The 18,924-nt window shown below is 57.5% G+C and carries 18 protein-coding genes; 7 read left to right on the top strand and 11 right to left on the bottom strand.

Going from position 1 to position 18,924, the window contains the following annotated elements; genetic code table 11:
- The first annotated feature begins 52 nt into the window (after positions 1–52).
- Positions 53–343, top strand: a complete 291-nt coding sequence (locus tag F3J29_RS06925; protein WP_166864221.1) for a hypothetical protein — start codon at positions 53–55, stop codon at positions 341–343.
- Between the two features lie 39 nt (positions 344–382).
- Here F3J29_RS06925 and ydfZ read toward each other — a convergent pair whose 3' ends face one another.
- Positions 383–586, bottom strand: coding sequence for a putative selenium delivery protein YdfZ (gene ydfZ / locus F3J29_RS06920; RefSeq protein ID WP_039296773.1), 204 nt, complete (start codon positions 584–586; stop codon positions 383–385).
- Between the two features lie 270 nt (positions 587–856).
- Here ydfZ and F3J29_RS06915 point away from each other — a divergent pair, with 270 nt between their 5' ends.
- Both F3J29_RS06915 and F3J29_RS06910 read left to right on the top strand, forming a co-directional pair.
- On the top strand, positions 857–1,759 hold the full coding sequence (locus tag F3J29_RS06915; RefSeq protein ID WP_166864218.1) for an alpha/beta hydrolase: 903 nt from the start codon (positions 857–859) through the stop codon (positions 1,757–1,759).
- Positions 1,760–1,907: 148 nt separating this feature from the next.
- A complete protein-coding gene (locus tag F3J29_RS06910) occupies positions 1,908–2,165 on the top strand; it encodes a MafI family immunity protein (protein ID WP_166864215.1) in 258 nt (85 codons plus the stop codon).
- Positions 2,166–2,210: 45 nt separating this feature from the next.
- On the opposite strand, the gene F3J29_RS06905 is transcribed toward F3J29_RS06910, so the two are convergent.
- The 3 genes from F3J29_RS06905 to ftrA form a co-directional block, all read right to left on the bottom strand.
- Positions 2,211–2,570: an RcnB family protein gene (locus tag F3J29_RS06905; protein ID WP_166864211.1), complete on the bottom strand. Its 360-nt coding sequence runs from the start codon at positions 2,568–2,570 to the stop codon at positions 2,211–2,213.
- A 192-nt stretch (positions 2,571–2,762) separates the two neighbouring features.
- The gene (mgtS, locus tag F3J29_RS06900) at positions 2,763–2,858 is read right to left on the bottom strand and encodes a protein MgtS (RefSeq protein WP_008459108.1); all 96 of its coding nucleotides are present in this window, start codon (positions 2,856–2,858) and stop codon (positions 2,763–2,765) included.
- Positions 2,859–2,979: 121 nt separating this feature from the next.
- On the bottom strand, positions 2,980–3,984 hold the full coding sequence (ftrA, locus tag F3J29_RS06895; protein ID WP_166864208.1) for a transcriptional regulator FtrA: 1,005 nt from the start codon (positions 3,982–3,984) through the stop codon (positions 2,980–2,982).
- Between the two features lie 65 nt (positions 3,985–4,049).
- On the opposite strand from ftrA, the gene F3J29_RS06890 reads away from it, so the two are divergent.
- Positions 4,050–4,439: a rhodanese-like domain-containing protein gene (locus tag F3J29_RS06890; RefSeq protein ID WP_166864205.1), complete on the top strand. Its 390-nt coding sequence runs from the start codon at positions 4,050–4,052 to the stop codon at positions 4,437–4,439.
- Here the strand turns inward: F3J29_RS06890 and F3J29_RS06885 are convergent.
- Together F3J29_RS06885 and F3J29_RS06880 are read right to left on the bottom strand one after the other, a co-directional pair.
- Positions 4,436–5,179, bottom strand: coding sequence for a sulfite exporter TauE/SafE family protein (locus F3J29_RS06885; protein ID WP_166864202.1), 744 nt, complete (start codon positions 5,177–5,179; stop codon positions 4,436–4,438). The genes F3J29_RS06890 and F3J29_RS06885 overlap by 4 nt on opposite strands.
- Positions 5,172–5,531 carry an antibiotic biosynthesis monooxygenase family protein gene (locus tag F3J29_RS06880; RefSeq protein ID WP_166864199.1) on the bottom strand — a complete coding sequence of 120 codons (360 nt, stop codon included), beginning with the start codon at positions 5,529–5,531 and terminating at the stop codon, positions 5,172–5,174. Before F3J29_RS06880 ends, F3J29_RS06885 begins: the two co-directional genes overlap by 8 nt.
- Positions 5,532–5,606: 75 nt before the next feature.
- On the opposite strand from F3J29_RS06880, the gene F3J29_RS06875 reads away from it, so the two are divergent.
- Positions 5,607–6,287, top strand: a complete 681-nt coding sequence (locus tag F3J29_RS06875) for an ArsR/SmtB family transcription factor (RefSeq protein WP_166864196.1) — start codon at positions 5,607–5,609, stop codon at positions 6,285–6,287.
- 104 nt (positions 6,288–6,391) lie between these two features.
- Here F3J29_RS06875 and F3J29_RS06870 read toward each other — a convergent pair whose 3' ends face one another.
- The gene (locus F3J29_RS06870; protein WP_166864193.1) at positions 6,392–7,309 is read right to left on the bottom strand and encodes a bestrophin family protein; all 918 of its coding nucleotides are present in this window, start codon (positions 7,307–7,309) and stop codon (positions 6,392–6,394) included.
- A gap of 124 nt (positions 7,310–7,433) precedes the next feature.
- Positions 7,434–8,972 carry a methyl-accepting chemotaxis protein gene (locus F3J29_RS06865; RefSeq protein ID WP_166864191.1) on the bottom strand — a complete coding sequence of 513 codons (1,539 nt, stop codon included), beginning with the start codon at positions 8,970–8,972 and terminating at the stop codon, positions 7,434–7,436.
- A gap of 195 nt (positions 8,973–9,167) precedes the next feature.
- Between F3J29_RS06865 and F3J29_RS06860 the strand changes: the two genes are divergently transcribed.
- Positions 9,168–10,505: an esterase-like activity of phytase family protein gene (locus F3J29_RS06860; protein WP_166864188.1), complete on the top strand. Its 1,338-nt coding sequence runs from the start codon at positions 9,168–9,170 to the stop codon at positions 10,503–10,505.
- Positions 10,506–10,648: 143 nt separating this feature from the next.
- Positions 10,649–11,407 carry an alpha/beta fold hydrolase gene (locus F3J29_RS06855; RefSeq protein WP_166865022.1) on the top strand — a complete coding sequence of 253 codons (759 nt, stop codon included), beginning with the start codon at positions 10,649–10,651 and terminating at the stop codon, positions 11,405–11,407.
- Between the two features lie 195 nt (positions 11,408–11,602).
- Here F3J29_RS06855 and F3J29_RS06850 read toward each other — a convergent pair whose 3' ends face one another.
- The 3 genes from F3J29_RS06850 to F3J29_RS06840 form a co-directional block, all read right to left on the bottom strand.
- Positions 11,603–13,333, bottom strand: a complete 1,731-nt coding sequence (locus F3J29_RS06850) for an ABC-F family ATP-binding cassette domain-containing protein (RefSeq protein ID WP_166864185.1) — start codon at positions 13,331–13,333, stop codon at positions 11,603–11,605.
- 480 nt (positions 13,334–13,813) lie between these two features.
- Positions 13,814–15,955, bottom strand: a complete 2,142-nt coding sequence (locus tag F3J29_RS06845; RefSeq protein ID WP_166864182.1) for a virulence factor SrfC family protein — start codon at positions 15,953–15,955, stop codon at positions 13,814–13,816.
- Positions 15,952–18,924 (bottom strand): virulence factor SrfB, encoded by a 2,973-nt coding sequence (locus F3J29_RS06840; RefSeq protein ID WP_166864179.1) that lies wholly within the window; start codon positions 18,922–18,924, stop codon positions 15,952–15,954. Before F3J29_RS06840 ends, F3J29_RS06845 begins: the two co-directional genes overlap by 4 nt.

Here is an 18,924-nt window from a genome sequence, read left to right as displayed (position 1 = left end):
TGCTTTGCTAACATTGCCGACAAATTATTTTATACGCTATTGAAGGTAACGCATGGCTAAACATCCGGTTGGCAAATATTTGAGACTAGAGCTCACCCATAACGACAATGACCTGCTGATTTATGTGGTGAAGGGCAGCCGCATCGAAGATATGCCGCCTGACGAAGATGAGGATTACCCGGGGGAAATGCATCTGGCGATGCCGAAAATGAACCGGGAGCTGGACGCCGAGCTGGCACGTTTGCTGGATGAAGCATCCGGTGGCGACGTTATCGTCATTATCTGTGCCGCCGACAGCGTGTTTGAGCACGGATTTTCGCAGGTCAGAGCGCGGCGCAAATAACATCCGTTACCCGGCGGCAGGCCGGGTAATTTTTAGCAATCAGTGTAAGCCCAGGCGGAATAATTCCGTCGGTTCAAATTGCCCTTCACAACCTTCCACTTCCACGCATTTACTGCGGCGAATTTGCTCGGCATTTTTACCTTCACCGTGAATGGCTTTAATCAGCCCGGTTTTGCCCGTGCCGTTAATCAAAACGCGGCTGCCGGTGGTAATGGCATTTCGGTTGCGGTCCCAGGTCATCATCATGTAGAGCACTCCTCTTAACGAATGAAACAGTTTGACCGGAGACTATTTAAGGCCGATGCGCGGCAGGATTCATTAATCAAAATCAAATTGTATGATGAACTGGTTATTATTTTGTGATGCATAAAGTGGACAGAAAGATTTCCACCAGGTGGTATTTCTCCATAATTAGCGCAAGCGAAACGGCTGGTTACGTATTGCTGGTTTAGAATATGATTTCAGACACACTCTTTTGGCATAGTGATTAACCTGTGTTGTCAGGAGCTTACTATGGATCGTCGCCATTTTATTACCTGTGTTACCGCGGGTTTGCTCGCGGCTAAAGCGGGCGTTTCTTTTGCTGCATCGGGCGTGAAGCGTTCGGCTATTCCGCTGTGGAAAGGCACGCCACCGGGCGGGGGTGGGCCGGCAGGGAGTATTCAGACGTCGGCGCGCGGGGCGCAGAGCAATATTGCGCTCCCGACTCTGACCGTGATTGAACCCGAATCCCCTAATGGCCAGGCCGTGCTGGTGGCTGCGGGTGGGGGATATAAGCGTATTGAAATGGGATCAGAAGCCTGGCCTGCGGCGGAATGGCTGGTGGCGCGAGGGTATACCGCGTATGTGCTGAGCTACCGTTTGCCTTCGGAAGGATGGGCTGACGGCAATCTGGTTGCTTTCCAGGATGCACAGCGCGCGTTAAGAATCGTGCGCGATCGTGAACATAACGTCAGCGTGCTGGGCTTTTCCGCCGGTGGGCATCTGCTTGGCCTGGCCGCCACGCGACCCGATTACCGCTCGTATACAAAGCAGGATCGTTTAGACGAGAAACCCGCCTTTGCCGACCGTGCGGCGTTAATTTATCCGGTCATTACGCTGGAAAAACCTTACGAGCATACCTCTACGCATAAAATTCTGGTCGGCAAAGATGCTTCATCAGCCGAGAACGCCGCCTGGTCCGTGCAGAATTATGTCACCCCGCATTCGCCGCCGTTTTTCCTGGTCCAGGCCGAAGACGACCCAATTTCCGACCCGCAGAATACGCTGATTATGGCGGCGGCCTGCGAGCAGCAGCATGTGCCGGTAGAAATGCACCGCTACAGCAGCGGCGGCCACGGTTTCGGCATGGGGAAACCCGGCACACCGACCGTGAAATGGCCCGATCATTACGCGAAATGGTTGGCGAAAAGTTAGTGTCGGATCGTTATCTGAAATAAGTATTACGCACGCCTCTCAAGAAATTTCCCCGCAATCCGATATCCATAGGGATGTATTTCGGCAGGATGCCGTTTCCCATTCCCAATGATGGCACGCAAATAACAATTAACTTTACGTGGTCAATATGGATATCAACGAAAAAATCAAAACCTTTGGTGAGGCTCTTAAAAACCGGCTCGATTCGTCACTCATTGACTTCGCGCTGGAATATATCGACTTCGCAGAAAATGTACTGGCTTTTGAAACGCTGTGCGGACATATCGCAAATTATCAGGTGCGTATTAGCCCTGATGAGTACAGGCAGGTACTGGATATTGCGGGACTCCTGGAGATCGATAATCAATATACTGAAATCGATCCCCTGAGAAATTTATTAAATTAAACCCTTTCGGTGTTAAGGATATCCAGCCTCAGGGTTGGATTATCCTTAGTGCTGATAAAATATATCGCCAGCCATTGCCTGAAGGATCTTTCCTTCGGCGTCGGTAATTAAGACATAATTGCCGCCCATGTAGGTCCAGTGGCTACCGGCCTGTGGCGCAGGGAGATGGCGAAGCTGCCAGCTTTTGATGTTATAGGGTTCGGTCCGGTAGATGTCGGGTGCAATGTCGCCGATCTTGTACATTTTGAAATCTGAGGAGAATTCTTTCAGTTCATAGGACTGTGCCGACGTGCCCGGTGCCGTCGCCTTTAGCTGCTTATCACCTGAATAGGCAAAGGCCAGAGTGGGCAGCGCGCCCGCGAGCCATACCGCTGTTAATACCGCTACTTTTGTTGACTTGCGCATAAATTCTCCAGAGTGAATCCAGTCTGCTTTTGTTGATTCCGTATAGGAAGACAACAAATTGTGCCGATTTACTCATTACGCGCTGTATTTTTTTGTTAGCAAATCCTCCACCGCAGTGGAGCAGAAATGAAAACGCCTCCCGGAAAGTTTATTTCGCGAGAGGCGTCGTAGGTGGGGGAAGGTCACCGTTCATTAGTCATCCCATTTGTGGCTAAACCAGGCGGCAAGAAAACCGGAAAATAAGATGAATCCCAGTACTGCCATAAATACGTTCATGTTCCCTAACATAGTTAATCCTCCAGATTACTGCATTTCTATAGAAATACCTCGCGTGATAAAAAAGGGTTTACTCAGATGAGTGGAGCTATCATACCGTACACAACTTAAACAATCCCTAACCGCAGGTAAATTATTCGTTTTGTGAAGTAAATGAGTTTCTGTATGTGCCGGGGGATGTCCGAAGATGTTTCCGGAAGTGGTGACGCAGCGTCGCCGCCGAGCCAAATCCCGTCTGTTCGGCAATATGTTCTATCGGCTGCGTACTGTTTTCCAGCAACTCCCGGCAGCGTTTAAGGCGGGTTTGCAGCAGCCATGCGGCAGGGGTGATGCCCGTCGCGGCTTCGAAGCGGCGTAAAAAAGTCCGCGGGCTCATGCCGACAAAGGCGGCCAGGCTTGCCACCGAGTGCCGTTCGCTTAAATGGCGCTGCAGGTGATCAAACAGCGGCGCAAACCGCTCACCTTCGTACTCTACGGGGACTGCTTGTTCGATAAACTGCGCCTGGCCGCCCTCGCGATGAGGCTGCACGACTAAGCGCCGGGCAACGCTGTTGGCCGCTGCGGCACCAAAATCCCGGCGCACCAGATGCAGGCCGAGATCGATGCCCGCCGCGCTGCCCGCCGAGGTCAAAACATCCCCGTTATCCAGGTAAAGTACGTCAGGGATCACCTCGATCTTCGGGTATCGCGCCTGCAGTGCTTCCGTGTAGCGCCAGTGCGTGGTTGCTCGTTTGCCATCAAGCAGGCCTGTTGCCGCCAGCACAAACACGCCGGAACAAATGGACATCAGGCGGGTGCCGCGCGCATGTGCCGCCCGCAATGCCGCAATAAGCGATTCCGGTACGGGCTCATTGATGCCGCGCCAGCCAGGAACCACAATCAAACTGGCTTCAGCCAGCAAATCCAGCCCGCCATCAACCGCCAGACGAATTCCGCCTGTAGCCCGCAGCTCGCCGGGCTCAATGCCGGCGACGGCAAAGCGATACCAGTTAGCGCCCAGCTCGGGGCGCGGCAGGCCGAAAATTTCTACGGCAACGCCGAATTCGAACGTGCAAAGGCCGTCGTAAGCCAGCGCAACGACAAGAGGATTGTTAGGCAAGGCGAGTGTTTTTGTCATGATATTTACGCTAATCGTCATTTGTGCCAGCTGTCAAGGTTCAGTCACTGCGTCAGAATCACAGCACACACCAAAAGGAGATAAACATGAGCTACGTGACTGATTACCCTGCGGCTGACCCGGAAACCGTCGCCGCCCATTACCTGCACAAGCTGTCGCTTGAAACCGACTGTGCCGACGTCAACGCGGCGATCCAGAGCGGCGAACCAGATTTTGTGCTGCTGCACGTGGTGGGTTCTGATGAAACATTTGCCCGACGGCACCTGCCGGGGGCTATTCATTTACCCCATCGGCTTATCACCGAATCCCGCATGGCCGAATGGCCAGACGACACGCTGTTTGTGGTGTACTGCGCCGGGCCGCATTGCAACGGTGCCGACCGGGCGGCTCTGAAACTGGCGCAGCTCGGCAGACGAGTGAAGGTGATGCCCGGCGGCATCACCGGCTGGGAAGATGAAGGTTTGCCTTTCGCCTAAATCAGCGCGCGGAGCACCATATCACCGCCAAGCAGAACGAGGCAGATCAGGAAGCCACGTTTGAAGGCCAGTGGGCTGATGCGCTTGCGAATACGCTGCCCGGCAAACAGGCCAATAAGCGAGGCGACAACCGCCATGACGGATGTGCTAATGGCTATTTCCTGCAGCGCGCCGTGCCACCAAAGTCCGGCGGCCAAAGCCAGCGTGGAGAACGTAAAGGACAGCCCGAGCGCCTGCACCAGTTCATCGCGCTCAAGCCCCAGCGACTGAATATAGGGCACGGCGGGGATCACAAATACGCCCGTGCCACCGGTCAATAAGCCGGTGAGGAGACCAATCAGCGGCGAAAGCCAGCGTTCGTGGCGGACCGGGATATGCAGTGGCCTGGCAAAAAGTGTCCATAAGGCATAGACGATGAGGGCTATGCCCAGGGCAACGGTGGTTGCGTAGCTGCTGCCCGAAGCCAATAAACTGCTGCTGCCCAGAGTGCCCAACACAATGGTTAGCATCATCGGCCACAGGCGTTGCAGCAATGCGGCCAGATTGCCCCCTTCATAAAGCTGGAAGATATTGGTCAGGAAAGAGGGTAAAAGCAGCATGCCAGCCGCCGCCACCGGAGAAATCAGCGATCCTAAAATCCCCATGGCGACGGTAGGCAACCCCATGCCCGTGACGCCCTTGACGGTGCCTGCGAGAACAAAAGTAGCGGCAATGGCCAGGCTCAGGCTGAGATCATTCATTCGTGCTTTCCTTATGTGCGTTGCGGCTGTCCTGCGGAGCCTGCTCGCGCTCAAACATGCCGTAATCCCGGATCACGCCCGCCACCCTGAGCCGGTAATCGCTAAAGATCGAGTCACGTCCCTGGCGCTGAACGCTGCGGTGTAATTCTTGATTGCGCCATTGCAGCACGGCGGCCTCATCGCGCCAGAACGAAAGCGACAGGATTTTTCCAGGTTCGCTAAGGCTTTGAAAACGTTCAATGGAAATAAACCCATCAATATCGGCAAGCAGGGGTTTTAGCTCTGCCGCCAGTTCAAGATAGCGGCTATAGTGTCCTTCTGCAGGCAGGACTTCAAAGATTACGGCGATCATCAGGTTGCTCCTTATTGTTATCTCCTGCTAACCCTAATCCATCGTCAGACAGGACGCTTCGCTGAGCATCGAAATATGGAAACAGATTTTCTCGAAACCCGGCTTGCCGCCGTTGCCGCCGCCATTGCGGATAAAACCCGGGCCAGTATGCTGTGCGCGTTAATGGATGGCCGGGCCTGGACGGCAACCGAACTGAGCATCATGGCTAATGTGGCACCGTCCACGGCCAGCAGCCATCTGGCAAAGTTAATGGAGCAATCGCTGATTGCCAGCGTGCAGCAGGGGCGACATCGTTACTACCGGCTTCACAGCAGCCAAATTGCCGGGGCGCTGGAAGGATTAATGGGGCTGGTTGGCCGCGATGACGCGACTATGCGCACCAAAACGCCGGGTAATCTTCGCTACGCCAGAACCTGCTATGACCATATGGCGGGAGAGATCGCCGTGGCACTCCATGACGCACTCTTTCGCCTTAACTGGCTGGAGGGTGAAGAGTATGTGGTCACCGCCAGGGGGAAAGAACAATTGCTGCTTCTGGGCGTAAACGTGGAAAGTGGGGCCTCGCGCCGGCGCTACGCCTGCGGCTGTCTGGACTGGAGCGAAAGACGCGAACATCTGGGTGGGCAGCTAGGCAAAGCGTTGCTGCACACCTGCGAACAAAAAGGGTGGATGCGGCGGGATCTGGTCAGTCGTGAGCTGCACGTGTCCGAGAGCGGGAAGCGCAAGCTGGCAGGATTGTTTGGAGTGGCGTTTTGACAGAGTTTTCACCTCTGCCCAATGGGAAAAGGGAGAAGATAGCCGACGGGAAGCATAATTGATCCCCTCTCCCTGAAAGGGAGAGGGTTAGGGTGAGGGTAAAATCAGCTCAGCCTATAATACCGGTTAGGCTGCAGCGCCTCCGGCTTCTCCGCCTCATCGTTCATATCCCGTAAATCACGCTCAATCGCCACGCAAATAGCATCCAGCGGCAGGTCGTTGTCCTCGGTACCAAACGGATCTTCCAGCTCTTCGGCCAGCGAGTCGAGGGAAATAAAGGTATACGACACAAACACGGAAACAAACGGCGTCATGTAGTGCAGATCGGTCACCAGAGCAAACGGCAGCATAATGCAGAAGATATACACCGTGCGGTGCTGAATCAGGCTGTAAGCGAAGGGCATCGGCGTAGAGATAATGCGCTCGCAGCCGCCGGACACCGCCGACAGTTCGTTCAGGTGATTGTCCAGGCTGCGCCATAGCACGTCGGAAATCACGCCTTGCTCGCGCTGCTGGTTCAGCCAACTGCCCATCAGCATCAAAATACGGTTACAGGGCGCATGGCTTGCGCTGACCCAGGCCAGATCCTGCGGGGTCAGGTAACGACTAAGCGTTTCCTGCTGCGGCTTTTTGCGCAGCGACATGCGCAGGCTGTTGCAAAAGGCGACCTGTAAATTCACAAACCGCTGCACCGTTTCGGGCTGATCCCCCGCCAGCGTTTTCACCTCGCGTAACAAAGAGCGCGAGGTGATGGCCAACTGGCCCCACAGCAGACGCGCTTCGTTGAAGCGTGCGTAGCAGGCGCTGTTGCGGAACCCGAGAAAAATGGCGATAGCCACGCCGAGAATGCTGAACGGTGCGATGGTGAGCTTGATCCCGAGGGTTTCGTACCACGGCAGGAAAAAAATAACGCTAATAGAAAGCAGCAGATTCAGCAGCAGGCGGGAATAGATTTTTTCCAGTACCGAGCCGTGCCAGACGAACAGGCGAGCCAACCAGTGTTGATGCGGACGAACGATCATGATGAGTAACAGACTAGTAACAAGAGACTGTATTTAACGGCAGACTGTGACGCAGATCAATCTTTATCGCTACAGAAACTTAACAAAGGCTACCCCAACGCGCGTTGAGGTAACCTCCATATCATCAGGCGAGTTTAAACACCGAGACGGCTTCATTAAGCTGCTGCGACTGATCTTTAAGGGAATGCGCGGCGGCAGAGGCCTGCTCAACCAGCGCGGCATTTTGCTGGGTAACCACGTCCATTTGCAGCACGGCCTGATTAATCTGCTCAATACCGCGGCTCTGCTCGCCGGTAGAGACGGCAATCTCAGCCATCAGCGTGGTGACCTGGGTAATCGAGGCAGAAATGCGCTTCATGCTTTCCCCGGCGCGGTTCACCAGCTCGCTGCCGTTGGTGACCTGCTGGCCGGACAGCTCGATCAGCTCTTTAATTTCTTTTGCCGCCACGGACGAACGCTGGGCGAGATTACGCACCTCGGCTGCAACTACCGCAAAACCACGGCCTTGTTCCCCTGCGCGAGCGGCTTCAACCGCCGCGTTAAGGGCAAGAATATTGGTCTGGAAGGCGATGTCTTCGATGATGGAAATAATGCTGTCGATTTTGCCGGAACTGGTTTCGATATTGCGCATAGAGCCGATGACCTGGTCGACGATTTGCTGACCTTCGCTGGCCGCCGCGCGCATACCGTTAGCCAGCGTATTGGCCTGATGCGAGCTTTCTGACGTCCGTTTAACCGTGACGGTCAACTGCTCCATGCTGGCCGCCGTTTCACCCAGCGACGCCGCCTGCTCTTCGGTGCGGGCGGACAGGTCGGTATTGCCCGCCGCAATCTCTTCTGATGCGTAACCAACGGTGGCGCTGGATTCGCGTACCTGGCTGATGATTTCGGTGAGCGAGAGGCGCATTTGCTCGAGGCTGTGCATCATCTGGCCGATTTCATCATTGGATTTGATATCAATGGTACGGTGCAGCAGGCCGTTGGCAATTTCAGCGCAGTGGGCCTTCGCGGTGTCCAGCTCTTTGAGGACGCGAACTTTCAGCAAAACAAACACGGCGGCAAGAATCGCGATAAACAGCGCGGCAAACAGGCCGATGGCGACAAAACTCGACTGAAAACCTGCCTGTGCGTCGGCGTTAAGCTGGTGTGCGTGTTGCTCCCGGAATGCCAGCAGCTTATCCAGCGTGATTTCGAACCCCCGATCGAGCGCCGGGATGCTGCCCGTGACCAGTTCCGCGCTGCGGGCTTTGTCATTGGCCTGGGCGGCCTCTAACAGAGGCTGCAGCCCACCGTCACGATAGGCGAGCCAGGCCGCTTTATAGTCATCGGCGAGCGCTTGTTCCCCGGACTGTTTCGTCGCTTCAAGGTAAGCCTTAAAGCTGGTGTCTGCTTTACCCAGCGCTTCTTTTGCCCCAGACAGGCTCTGGCTGGCCTGCTCGGCGTTGCCGGATTCCATCTCCTGAATGGCCTGCATGGCGCGAACGCGCATCGTGCGGCTGTGGTTAATGGGGTCAATGACGGATAACACCACGCGTATTTCGCTGTTGACGTCATTGAGGGCGTGGTTGCTGCGGGTAAGGGACCAAATGTTGGAGGCCGTGCTGGCGAGAAAAATCAGCAACAGCGTGCTGAAAACCAAAATCGAAAAACGCCTGACTGACATACTAAATCCTTAAGTCGGTGAAATATTCTTATCCCAGGCCGCGCTGAAGAGCGTTCAACACCGCTGGCTGTAGGGTTATCGGCAGCAGGAAGGGGATATTTACCGGGCGGGAAATTTAGAGCACGAAGTGTAATCTTACTGTCATCTGGCTATTTTATAACTCCGGTACCTCAACCACCGATATATATAAAAACCATGAAATTAAAAACACTTGCCTTACTTTGCAGTACCGTATTCCCTCTGGCTGGTCACGCTGCGGATGCGCAGGTTGACCGTTACGTTGTCACGTTCCCGCAAGGGGACAGCGTGGCCTACAAAGGTGAATATGCCGCCAACTTCCCGCACGGACTGCCGGTAGGCGTTGGCTCGGGCCTGACCTTTATGGGCAAGCAGGGCGACGACCTGATCTTTACCACCGTGACGGATCGCGGGCCCAATGCTGACTCGCCGAAAGCCGGGAAAAAAGAGTCCAAGATTTTTGCAAATCCTGACTTCACGCCGCTGCTGATGACCATCCGCGTTGGCAACGGCAAAGCCGAAGCCATCGACGCGAAGCCGCTGCATGATGCGCAGGGGCCGATTAGCGGGCTGCCGCTGCCGGAAGGGCTGATTGGCGCAACCAATGAAATTGCCCTGAGCGATACGCTCCAGCAGCTGAAGAGTGACCAGCGCGGGCTGGACACCGAAGGGATCACGCCGGACGGTAAGGGCGGTTACTGGCTGTGCGACGAGTACGGCCCGTTCGTTATCCATGTGGATGCCGACGGCAAAATCCTGAAAAAATATGGCCCGCAGGCCGCGCACGGTGAACAGGGCGTGGCGGGCGGATTGCCGAATATTGTCAAATGGCGCCAGCCTAACCGTGGGTTCGAAGGCATCACCCGCATGCCGGATGGTCGGATTATTGCGGCGGTGCAGAGCACGCTGGATATTGACGGCAAAACCAAAAACAGCGCGCAGTTCACGCGCCTGGTAAGCCTTGACCCGGCGACCGGTAAAACCGAAATGTACGGCTACCCGATCGACGTGGACGTCTATAAAAAAGCGAAAGATGCCAAAATTGGCGACATCGTGGCGCTGGACAACCACCGCCTGCTGCTGATTGAGCAAGGCGGCGACAAAAACAAACAGATGCGCAACCTGGTCTACGTGGTGGATCTCAACGGCGCGTCCGATCTGGCCGGTTTTGATAAGGAAAAAGCCCCAGAGTTTGACGATGCTGAGCAACTGAAGGCGCGCGGCATCAAGCTGGCGAGCAAAAAAGAGGTTGCCGACCTGCGCAAGCTGGGCTGGCAGCAGGAAAAAGCCGAAGGCATGGCGCTGATTGATAATCAGACGATTGCGGTGATCAACGACAACGACTTTGGTCTGCAGGCCGTGCTGGCGAATGCCGATGACTACCAGGTGGACGGCAAAGGTCACCTGCTGAAAGACGGCGCGGAAGTGGCGACCAAAATTGAGCTGAAGCCGCTGGAAAAACCAGAATCACAAAACGATTTCTGGGTGATTAAGCTGCCCGAACCCCTGAAGTAATGTCTGCCCTTGCTCCTTTGTCGCCTGCGGCAAAGGAGCAAGCCCTAAAGCCAGGCCGGCCAGGCGCATTTTAGAGAAAGGAGTGGCAGGAAAATACGGTATACTGTATATAAACACAGTTATTGTAAGAAAAGGGAATGCTGATGCAAAACTTCTTCTCCGCCACGGCGCAATGCCGGGTGCGCTATCTGGATTTACCCGGCGGGGGCGTACCGCTCCTGTTCATTCACGGCCTTGGCTGTGCGTCCTCTTATGACTATCCCCGCGTGGTCAGCGATCCGGCCTGGTGTTCCCGGCGCAGCATTCTCATCGATCTCCCCGGCAGCGGGTACAGCGACAGGCCGCAGTCTTACGGCTACAGCACCCGTGAACAGGCAAGCGTTGTGGCCGATCTGGTGGAGCATTTAGGACTAAATCGCTTCTTTATCTATGGTCACAGTATGGGCGGCAGCATCGCGATTGAAGTGGCCGCCGCCATGCCGGGGAAAATCGCGGGATTGATGGTGTCGGAACCTAATTTTCGCGCCGGCGGCGGGATGTATAGCCGCATGATTGCCGCGCAGACCGAAGACGAATTCGTGGCTGATGGCTACCAAAAAGCAATCGCGGCTAACGCGGAAAATCCGTGGTCGGGCAGCTTGCAAAATAGCGATCCCAGGGCTGTATGGCGCGCCGCCGTTAGCCTGGTAAGCGGCATCGAACCGGACTGGTATCAGCTTTTTGCTCAGCTAAAAATCCCCAAAACGCTTATTTTCGGTGAGCTTTCGCTGCCGGATGACGATTTCACCGCTTTCCAGCAGGCCGGGGTGACGACCGCCATCGTACCGAGCGCCGGGCATTCCATGTCGTGGGATAACCCGGCCGGGCTGGCGCGGGTGCTGGCCGAGCAGTGCAGAGCGTAATAAAAAAGCCATCCCGAAGGATGGCTTTTGGTGACAGACGAAGAGGAAAAAAGCGTGGTTTTTCCCTCTTCGTGGTTATCAGGCCGAAAATCAATGACTTGATTTTCCTGTTTCTTTTGACGGATCGTCTGGTATTTCTTCTATTGATAGAGGTTTGTCAGCGGCCTGAAGCCATCCCGAAGGATGGCTTCAGGTTTAAATCGCTAATTTTTTATTTAACGTCTCAATCTCTGCCCGCCACTGCTTTTGCAGCGCAGGTTTCTGGTGCTTTTCCTTGCGCGCCACGTCCTCCGCCAGCTTTTCTTCCAGTTCGATAAGCCGCTCCAGCAGCGCATCGCTTTCTCGCCGGGGCTGAGCCACGGCCTGCTCTGGCTGTGGTTTTGCACCGGCCACCGGCTGCCCGGTTTCCCCGGCGGTCAGCAGGGCGTAAAGCGCGTCCAGGTCGTGCCATTCGCTCAACGTGCCGTTATCCACCAGCCAGAAGCGATTACAGCCTTTGGCGATCAGCTCGCGGTCGTGCGTCACCAGCAGCACGCCACCTTCAAAGGTTTGCAGCGTTTCCGCCAGCGCCTCTTTGCCTTCCATGTCAAGGTGGTTGGTTGGCTCGTCCAGCATCAGCAGGGAGTAGCGGGCCAGCGTCAGGCCAACAAACAGCAGCCGTGAGCGTTCGCCGCCGCTCAGTGTACTGACGGTTTGCTGGTGCCGCAGCCACGGGAATCCGGCGCTGATTAACGCCATTTTCCTGTCCTGCTCGCTGAGTGGGGCAAAAGGTTCCAGCGCCGCCAGCAGCGAATCACCGTCGTTAAGCTGGTGCAGCGTCTGGTCGTAATACCCCAGATGCACCCGAGGATGCAGGCGAATAGCGTCCTCACGCTCTGACTGCTGGTACTGCTGCCAAAGCAGGCGCAGCAGAGACGACTTGCCACAGCCGTTCCGGCCTATCACCGCCACGCGGTCGCCGCTTTTCACTCGCTGTAACGGCAGCGTGAATAGAGGTTCACACTCCGGCGCAGGCCGAACGTTTAGCGCTTCCAGCTCCAGGAGTCTGTCGGCAATCAGCGCTTCGCCTTTCAGCTTAAGCTGCCACTGGCTGCCCGCCGTGAGCTCAGTTTGCTCGTCCTTCAGCCGGTCAATGCGCTTTTCCATCTGCTTGGCTTTTCGGGAAAGATCTTCGTTGTCGTAGACCCGGCCCCAAATTGCCAGCCGTTTGGCGCTGGCGGTGATGCGGTCGATTTCCTTTTGCTCCGCCTGATGGCGGTGGGCATCGGTTCTGTCCCGTTCCTCCAGCGCACTGCGCGCCTGAGAACACGGTAGCGCAAAGAAATGCAGCGAACGATCGCGCAAAATCCAACTGCCGTTGGTGACGTTATCCAGCAGGCTGCGGTCGTGCGAAACCAGCACGAAGCTGCCGCTCCAGCCGCGCAGGAACTGTTCCAGCCACAGCAGCGTGGGCAAGTCCAGGTGGTTGCTGGGCTCATCCAGCAGCAGTAAATCTGGCTCGCTTATCAGCGCTCGCGCCAGCAGCAGGCGAGTATGCTGGCCGCCGCTCAGCGTGCCGGAAGTCAGCCGCCAGTCCGTTTCGCTAAAGCCCATGCTTGCCAACAGCGCTTCTGCCCGCCAGCGTTCGCTATCTCGCTGGTTATCCTCAATTTGCGCCAGCACGGCATCGAGCATGGTCATCGCGTGGAGGCTTTCCGGCAGATGCTGTTCAACCCTTGCCATCAGGCAGCTAGCCGCACGCGTCACCGAACCACTGGTGGGCGAAAGGGTGCCATCCAGCAGTTTCAGCAGGGTGCTTTTACCGCAGCCGTTATGACCGATCAGGCCAATACGGTCGCCTTTTTTCAGGGTAAAAGTGATGGACTCCAGCAGTGAACCGAAAGCGGTGTCAAGGTGCAGAGATTGGGCGGTTAATAAAGTGCTCATATGTGCTTACTCAAGAGTTATGGCGTGCAAACGCCTCGTCGTATAACGCTGACGATAACCCGGTAAGCCCGAGAGAAGGGATTCAGTAAGTTTCTTCGCTCAAGCCGAAGTTATCGCAGCACGGAACCGATAACGCTTGAGCAGAGACGATCGCCAAAAGTATGCGAACGGTTAAAGCGCTCACAAGACATCATGGGGATCCTCCTTATATATATTGAGTGAATGGGTGGGCGGATTGTAGCGGGAAAGTTAATGGGTTGCCACCTGCCAGAATTTGTTACGAATGCATTTAACGGCGGCGTCGCTGCTTACCCTCACCCTAACCCTCTCCCTGGAAGGGAGAGGGAATAGATGACCTACTGTTTTGACCTGTTGTTTCTCCCTCTCCCTGAGGGAGAGGGAATAACCCCCGTTCCCCGCATCTGTTTTCCCCCTCGCCCCTTTGGGGAGAGGGCCGGGGTGAGGGGCTGGCGCCCCAATTTACCCCAGTAGCTTCACCAGCGTCTGCCGCTGCTTCTCGTTAATATCCAGCGGATTTTGATAGCCGATATTCTCCGTTGCCCGGGTATACAGCGCGACCAGCCAGTCGTAGACGTAGCTGGCGTTGCCGCGCGTTGGCTGCTCGCCCAGCTTTGTCAGACGGCGGCTGATATCCGCCTGGGCGGGTGGGGCAAACACGGCCTGGCCTTTATTGACACGGCTTGCGGGGCGATCGGCAACCGGCACGCTGGCGTAGCCCAGCCAGGCAATAAAATCGCCCAGTACGGTGCTGGCGCGTGAAATATCCAGTTCAAGCCCGGCATCGCCGTTTTGCATGCTGCGTTCCAGCCTCAGTGGGACATCCAGCCGGTAGCTGGCGACGATCAGCGTGTTGCACAGGGCCTGAAGTTGAACGCTGTCCAGGCCAAACTGGTGCGCGGCCTCCCGGCGCTGGCCCAGCAGACGCAGGTGGTTAACCCAAAGCTGATGCACGGCGCGGGCGTAGCTGATGCCTTCGGTTTGAGGCGCGAGGCGCTCGGCCGCGTCGGCAAACAAGTCTATCTCCAGCGCAAAGCCTTCCGGTTTAGGCTGATGCTGCTGTTGGTGCTGCAGCCATATCTGCTGCAGAGCATCCCTGGAGGGCACAAGGCTTGCCAGCAAATCACCGTGCTGGGTCGCTCTGGCCTGCAGGGCACGCACCAGATCTTCCGCCTGCTGGCGAGCCTGTTGTGGCGTGGCCTGCTGCGCGTCAATAAAACGCTGGAACAGCTCGACGGTGTGCGTTTCCAGGTCACCGCGCAGGGCGGCAAGGCGCTGTTCACGGCGGCCAGGATTTAGCGCATCAGTTAACCATTCCAGCAGGCGATGCATGTTTCTGCTGTCGAGCGCCTGCAGCGTGCCCCAGCGCTTGCCCGGGCTACCGATCAGGCGCTGAACGCCGTCATCCAGGCTGGCACCCAGCGTAAAGCGGGCGTCAAACGGCGTAATGGCCCAGACCAGGCCCGGCAGCGAGCTGTGCCCCGGACTTTGGGTGCTGTCTACCCACCGCGCCAGCGCTTTCCCCGTTGCCTGAACTTCACTGCGTTCGCTGACGGCGTTACATACCAGCAGCGTGTCCGGCTGAAGGCGAGTGGTGTACCAGCTTAGCTGACCTGCGGGGATATCCAGTAAATCCACGTTGCTCAGCGCCGGGGGCTGACTGAGGGTGAAAATAACTTCGGCGCACAGTTGCGCGAGGTCGTTCTGCGGCAGGCTGAGGTGTGACCCAGGCTGATTTCCCACCAGCGGGCAAACCATCACATCCGCCTGTTCCGGTGCGTCTTCCGGGCCGGAAGGAATGAGAAAACCTTCGGCAGGCAGCAGGAAACTGTCCACCACGAGGCTTGCCGGAGCCAGAACCTGTTCCACGCAGCCCAAATGTTGCAAGGCCTGCGCCAGCCGCAGCCAGGTTTCCGTCAGGGCGCTATCTTCGCCCCACAGCAGGGCGAACAGCAAGGCGCGATCTTCGGTCGAAAGATAAGGCGCAAGCTCGGCCATTCGGTAAACCAGTCGCTTATCCAGGTGATTCTGGCGGCGCTGGAGGCGATGGTAGCCGTCCAGCAGATCGGCGGTTTGCTCCCGGGTTAATCCTGGCGTAGCTGCGGACAGACGGCGGGATTCAAGTTCGGTCAGCCGCAGGGCAACCGCGCTTGAGGTTGCGAGGCGCGGTGCGTCAGAGGCGTGATACTGGTTGATAAACTGCTGTGCGAGTTCGGCTTCGCTAAACAGCGTCAGCAGCAGCGGATAATTCTCTACCTCAAGGGGCTGTTGGGCGCTGAAACGCACCGCCATCGCCGCTGGCATGTGGCCTGGGTTGATGTGCGTCAGGTAGTCCAGGCGCTTGTCACCGAGCTGAATATCAATGCGGCCATTCGGGCTGCCCTGCAGGGTGTTCAGCAGATGATTTTTGCCGTCCAGGGCGTGACCATAGATCCCCAGCGTCAGCGGGGTGTCCTCCAGCGCGCTGATGCGGCGGTGGCGTTCGCTGAGCTGTTGAAGGCGGGCCAGCAGGGCGTCTGCTTCATTGTCGAGCAGCGGCGAAAAAGTGCGGGTCATCTGAACCCAGTTCACCAGATGGCTGAGCGTGGTAGTTAGCTGCTTCATTTTTGATATACGCTCCCGCTGTCTATCCAGTAATGCGTCGCCCCGCTGTAGCTGCCGGCGAGGGTGTTCAGTTTAAAACTCAGTTGATCGAGCGGGACTTTGCTGCCGTCCGACAGCCAGGCTTCGGCAAGGTGGAACGACTCGGCCTCGCGGGTCTGCTTCAGGCGCACGTTCAGCACGCCGTCTCCGGCGATAGATTTCGCCAGCTGCGGCGAGTTAATCGCCAGCGTGTAGAGCGGCGTGGCTGGCCAGCGGGCGTTATCCAGCTGACGGAAGCCCAGGCAGGCGTTGCCGCGCAGCGGGAAGTGGACTCGGGTGTCCAGGCTTGCCTGCGGGCTGTCGAGATCGATATCCCGGTACCAGACGTTGTCTTCCAGCAGCCGGTCGTTGCCGTCCAGCATGCCCAGGTAGCGCACGGTGGAATAGGCCTGAATATCGGCGGCTTTAAAGTTAAAGCTCGGCAGGCGCAGATCCATCGCCAGGCTGCACAGCATCGCACCCACCGCGGCGGTAGATTTTGGGTTTCCGATTCGGCCCTGCTGGCTGAAGGGATACCATTCGTGCGTCTGGTAGTTATCGAGCCAGACAATGCGGTTAACCGGTACCGGCTGCAGGTGGCGCAGCAGCGCCTGCACGCCCGGCAGGCAGCCCGGCCGCCCCGTGACCAGCAGCACGTCGCAGCAATAATGGTTGATCACTTCGCACAGCGCCTGCAGCGGCGCAGTGAGGGTAAACTGGCCCGCCAGCAGCGCATCCTGCAGCGCGGCAATTTCCGCCTGCAGCGGTACGCTCATGATGTCAAACTGCGGCGCGTCGGCGGGCAGCTCATGCTGCACGGCCTGCTGAACGTAGTTGATCACGTTGCGGGTTGGCTGCAGGGTCAGTAGCTCGCCGAAGGTTGCTTCCAGTACCGCATTCGGCTCTTCCGGGTCGCTCTCTTCCCAGAAAGAAAGCACCGCATGGCCGAGCGGAATAAACAGCTGGAGCGCGGTTTGCTGGCGTAGCGTGGCGCGGGTGTCCATGCGGCCGGATTCCCCAAACAGCGTGGTCATCAGGCCTGGCGCATCGGCGACGCCCGCTTTGTGGATGTGGGCCTGCAACGCAGGCAGGACGCAGCGCTGAATCACATCCAGCAAAATATCGTCCCCGGCGACCTTAAAGCCTTCGCGGAACAGCAGGCGCGGCGCGATTTTCACGTTGCTGCCCACGCCGTCGTCCAGTTGATACTGGGTGATCGCCATATCGGTTGTGCCGCCGCCGATGTCAATCGACGCCACGCGCAGGGTTTTGCCGACGGGTTCGTCCGGCGTCAGGGCGCGGTCAGGCCGGGCGAGGCTTTCAAAGAAGCGCCCGGTTTGCCCGGCGTAGTTCACCAGCGCCTCGTTATACAGCCAGACCAGCTGGCCGCAGGTGGCTTCGTCCCACTCCATCTGCACGTCCGGCACCGGCACGATACTTTTCTTTTTGTCGCGCTCGAGGGTGAAGCCTTCGTCGGTCGGGTGCCAGTCCATCGCTTTCCATACCAGGCCGACGGCCTCCTGCATACGCTGGCGGAACAGCTCACGTTCCGGTTTTGGCATAGCGGAAGGTAAAGTCAGAATCAGGTTGCGCAACTGGCGAGGCGAGGTCGGGTGCCCCATGCTCTGGCGGGAGCCAATACTGTTGATTTGCATCAGCGCCTGGGAGAGCAGCTCGCACAGCATCAGGGTCATCAGCGAGCTGCGGCTGTACTGCGGCGAAAACACCGGCAGGCGTTCGTCCATCGGCAGGGCGTACAGCGGCTGACCGTCGTCGTTCATCAGGTTCATTAGCGGGAATGCGGTCGCCAGCGGCTCACGCTGGGTTTTCACGCCCATCTGGCTGAAGCGCCAGTCCTGGCTGGCCGGCGTGACGTCCCACAGGTAGCGGCGCGGGCTGGAGATCCCGCTGGCGCCTTCGGTGCCCAGTCGAGCGCAGGCCATGCGGCGTGCCTCGTCGCCCACGCGGGCAATCGACGGCCAGACAAAGGCGTCGTCGCGCCCGCTTTCAACGGAAAAGTGCTGCTTGCCGAATTTCGCTTCGCTGAACTCCAGGCGGCTGGTAAACATCGCGTCGTTGATCAGCTGCGGTTCGCTCAGGGAGCGGATCTGCAGCTCGGCGGTCTGGCGCAGGCCATCGTTCTCCTCGCCGTGATCTTCGATCAGCACGCCGCAGGTGTGGGTGTTCCCCACATCCAGCACCAAATCTACGTCAATCGGCGGGGATTGCAGCGTGGCGGTGACGATCTTCACTTCCGGCACGGCCAACTGGTTGCCGATAAGTTCCAGAATGTTCAGGTAGTGAGCCTGGTATTCAAAGGCTTTCATCGCGGCGGCGAGTTCACGCTCGGTGCGCTCTTCCACGCGGGTGGCAAACTGGGTGAAGGTTTCGCGCAGCCAGCCGTCCACCCAGGTCTGATCCAGGAAATCTTTGATCTCGTGGTTGTGCCAGGCCAGCGCAAAACGGGCACCGTTGCGGACGTCATTTTCCGTCGGCGCCAGATGCGCGGCGGGGTGATCGTCCGCGTAAATTTTGCTGTCCAGCGCGAGGCTGATGCGCACCGTATTCCCCGCAGAGTCCGGTGTCTCCAGAACTCGTACCTGCACGCGGGCCCAGTTGTCCGGGCCGCCCACAAAGGTACGCGGCGGGTTAAAGCGCAGGAACGGCAGCGGCAGCCAGGTCTTGTCCATCACCCGCAGGGAATGGCCAAGCGTAATGGTGCTTTCGGGTTTCACCACTTCTGGCGCGGTGCCGTTTTCGCCCGGCAGGGTAAATTTGCCGGGCACAACATCGTAATCAAGGCGTAATAGCGGGCCGTTGGCCGTCTGGCGTACAAAGCGCCCGGCGTGGGCGGCGTTAGTCTGCGGCGCAAGGCCAAAGTCCAGGAACTGAATGCCGCTGTCTTTGATGAGCGTGACGCTCGGCTTGTAGTGAAAAAGGGTCGCCAGCAT

The organism is Enterobacter sp. Cy-643, assembly GCF_011752815.1.
Taxonomy (GTDB): domain Bacteria; phylum Pseudomonadota; class Gammaproteobacteria; order Enterobacterales; family Enterobacteriaceae; genus Cedecea.
Note: the sequence above shows the minus strand (reverse complement) of the source record. Positions and strands in the feature narration are given on the sequence as shown.

Excerpts from the sequence above, each read along its gene's own strand:
- ftrA (WP_166864208.1), bottom strand. The coding sequence starts at position 3,984 with ATGACGATTAGCGTAAATATCATGACAAAAACACTCGCCTTGCCTAAC.
- F3J29_RS06850 (WP_166864185.1), bottom strand. The coding sequence starts at position 13,333 with ATGAGCACTTTATTAACCGCCCAATCTCTGCACCTTGACACCGCTTTC.
- F3J29_RS06890 (WP_166864205.1), top strand. The coding sequence starts at position 4,050 with ATGAGCTACGTGACTGATTACCCTGCGGCTGACCCGGAAACCGTCGCC.
- F3J29_RS06880 (WP_166864199.1), bottom strand. The coding sequence starts at position 5,531 with ATGATCGCCGTAATCTTTGAAGTCCTGCCTGCAGAAGGACACTATAGC.
- ydfZ (WP_039296773.1), bottom strand. The coding sequence starts at position 586 with ATGATGACCTGGGACCGCAACCGAAATGCCATTACCACCGGCAGCCGC.
- F3J29_RS06855 (WP_166865022.1), top strand. The coding sequence starts at position 10,649 with ATGCAAAACTTCTTCTCCGCCACGGCGCAATGCCGGGTGCGCTATCTG.
- F3J29_RS06870 (WP_166864193.1), bottom strand. The coding sequence starts at position 7,309 with ATGATCGTTCGTCCGCATCAACACTGGTTGGCTCGCCTGTTCGTCTGG.
- F3J29_RS06845 (WP_166864182.1), bottom strand. The coding sequence starts at position 15,955 with ATGAAGCAGCTAACTACCACGCTCAGCCATCTGGTGAACTGGGTTCAG.
- F3J29_RS06875 (WP_166864196.1), top strand. The coding sequence starts at position 5,607 with ATGGAAACAGATTTTCTCGAAACCCGGCTTGCCGCCGTTGCCGCCGCC.
- F3J29_RS06915 (WP_166864218.1), top strand. The coding sequence starts at position 857 with ATGGATCGTCGCCATTTTATTACCTGTGTTACCGCGGGTTTGCTCGCG.
- F3J29_RS06865 (WP_166864191.1), bottom strand. The coding sequence starts at position 8,972 with ATGTCAGTCAGGCGTTTTTCGATTTTGGTTTTCAGCACGCTGTTGCTG.
- F3J29_RS06840 (WP_166864179.1), bottom strand. The coding sequence starts at position 18,924 with ATGCTGGCGACCCTTTTTCACTACAAGCCGAGCGTCACGCTCATCAAA.
- F3J29_RS06925 (WP_166864221.1), top strand. The coding sequence starts at position 53 with ATGGCTAAACATCCGGTTGGCAAATATTTGAGACTAGAGCTCACCCAT.
- F3J29_RS06910 (WP_166864215.1), top strand. The coding sequence starts at position 1,908 with ATGGATATCAACGAAAAAATCAAAACCTTTGGTGAGGCTCTTAAAAAC.
- F3J29_RS06860 (WP_166864188.1), top strand. The coding sequence starts at position 9,168 with ATGAAATTAAAAACACTTGCCTTACTTTGCAGTACCGTATTCCCTCTG.
- F3J29_RS06905 (WP_166864211.1), bottom strand. The coding sequence starts at position 2,570 with ATGCGCAAGTCAACAAAAGTAGCGGTATTAACAGCGGTATGGCTCGCG.
- F3J29_RS06885 (WP_166864202.1), bottom strand. The coding sequence starts at position 5,179 with ATGAATGATCTCAGCCTGAGCCTGGCCATTGCCGCTACTTTTGTTCTC.
- mgtS (WP_008459108.1), bottom strand. The coding sequence starts at position 2,858 with ATGTTAGGGAACATGAACGTATTTATGGCAGTACTGGGATTCATCTTA.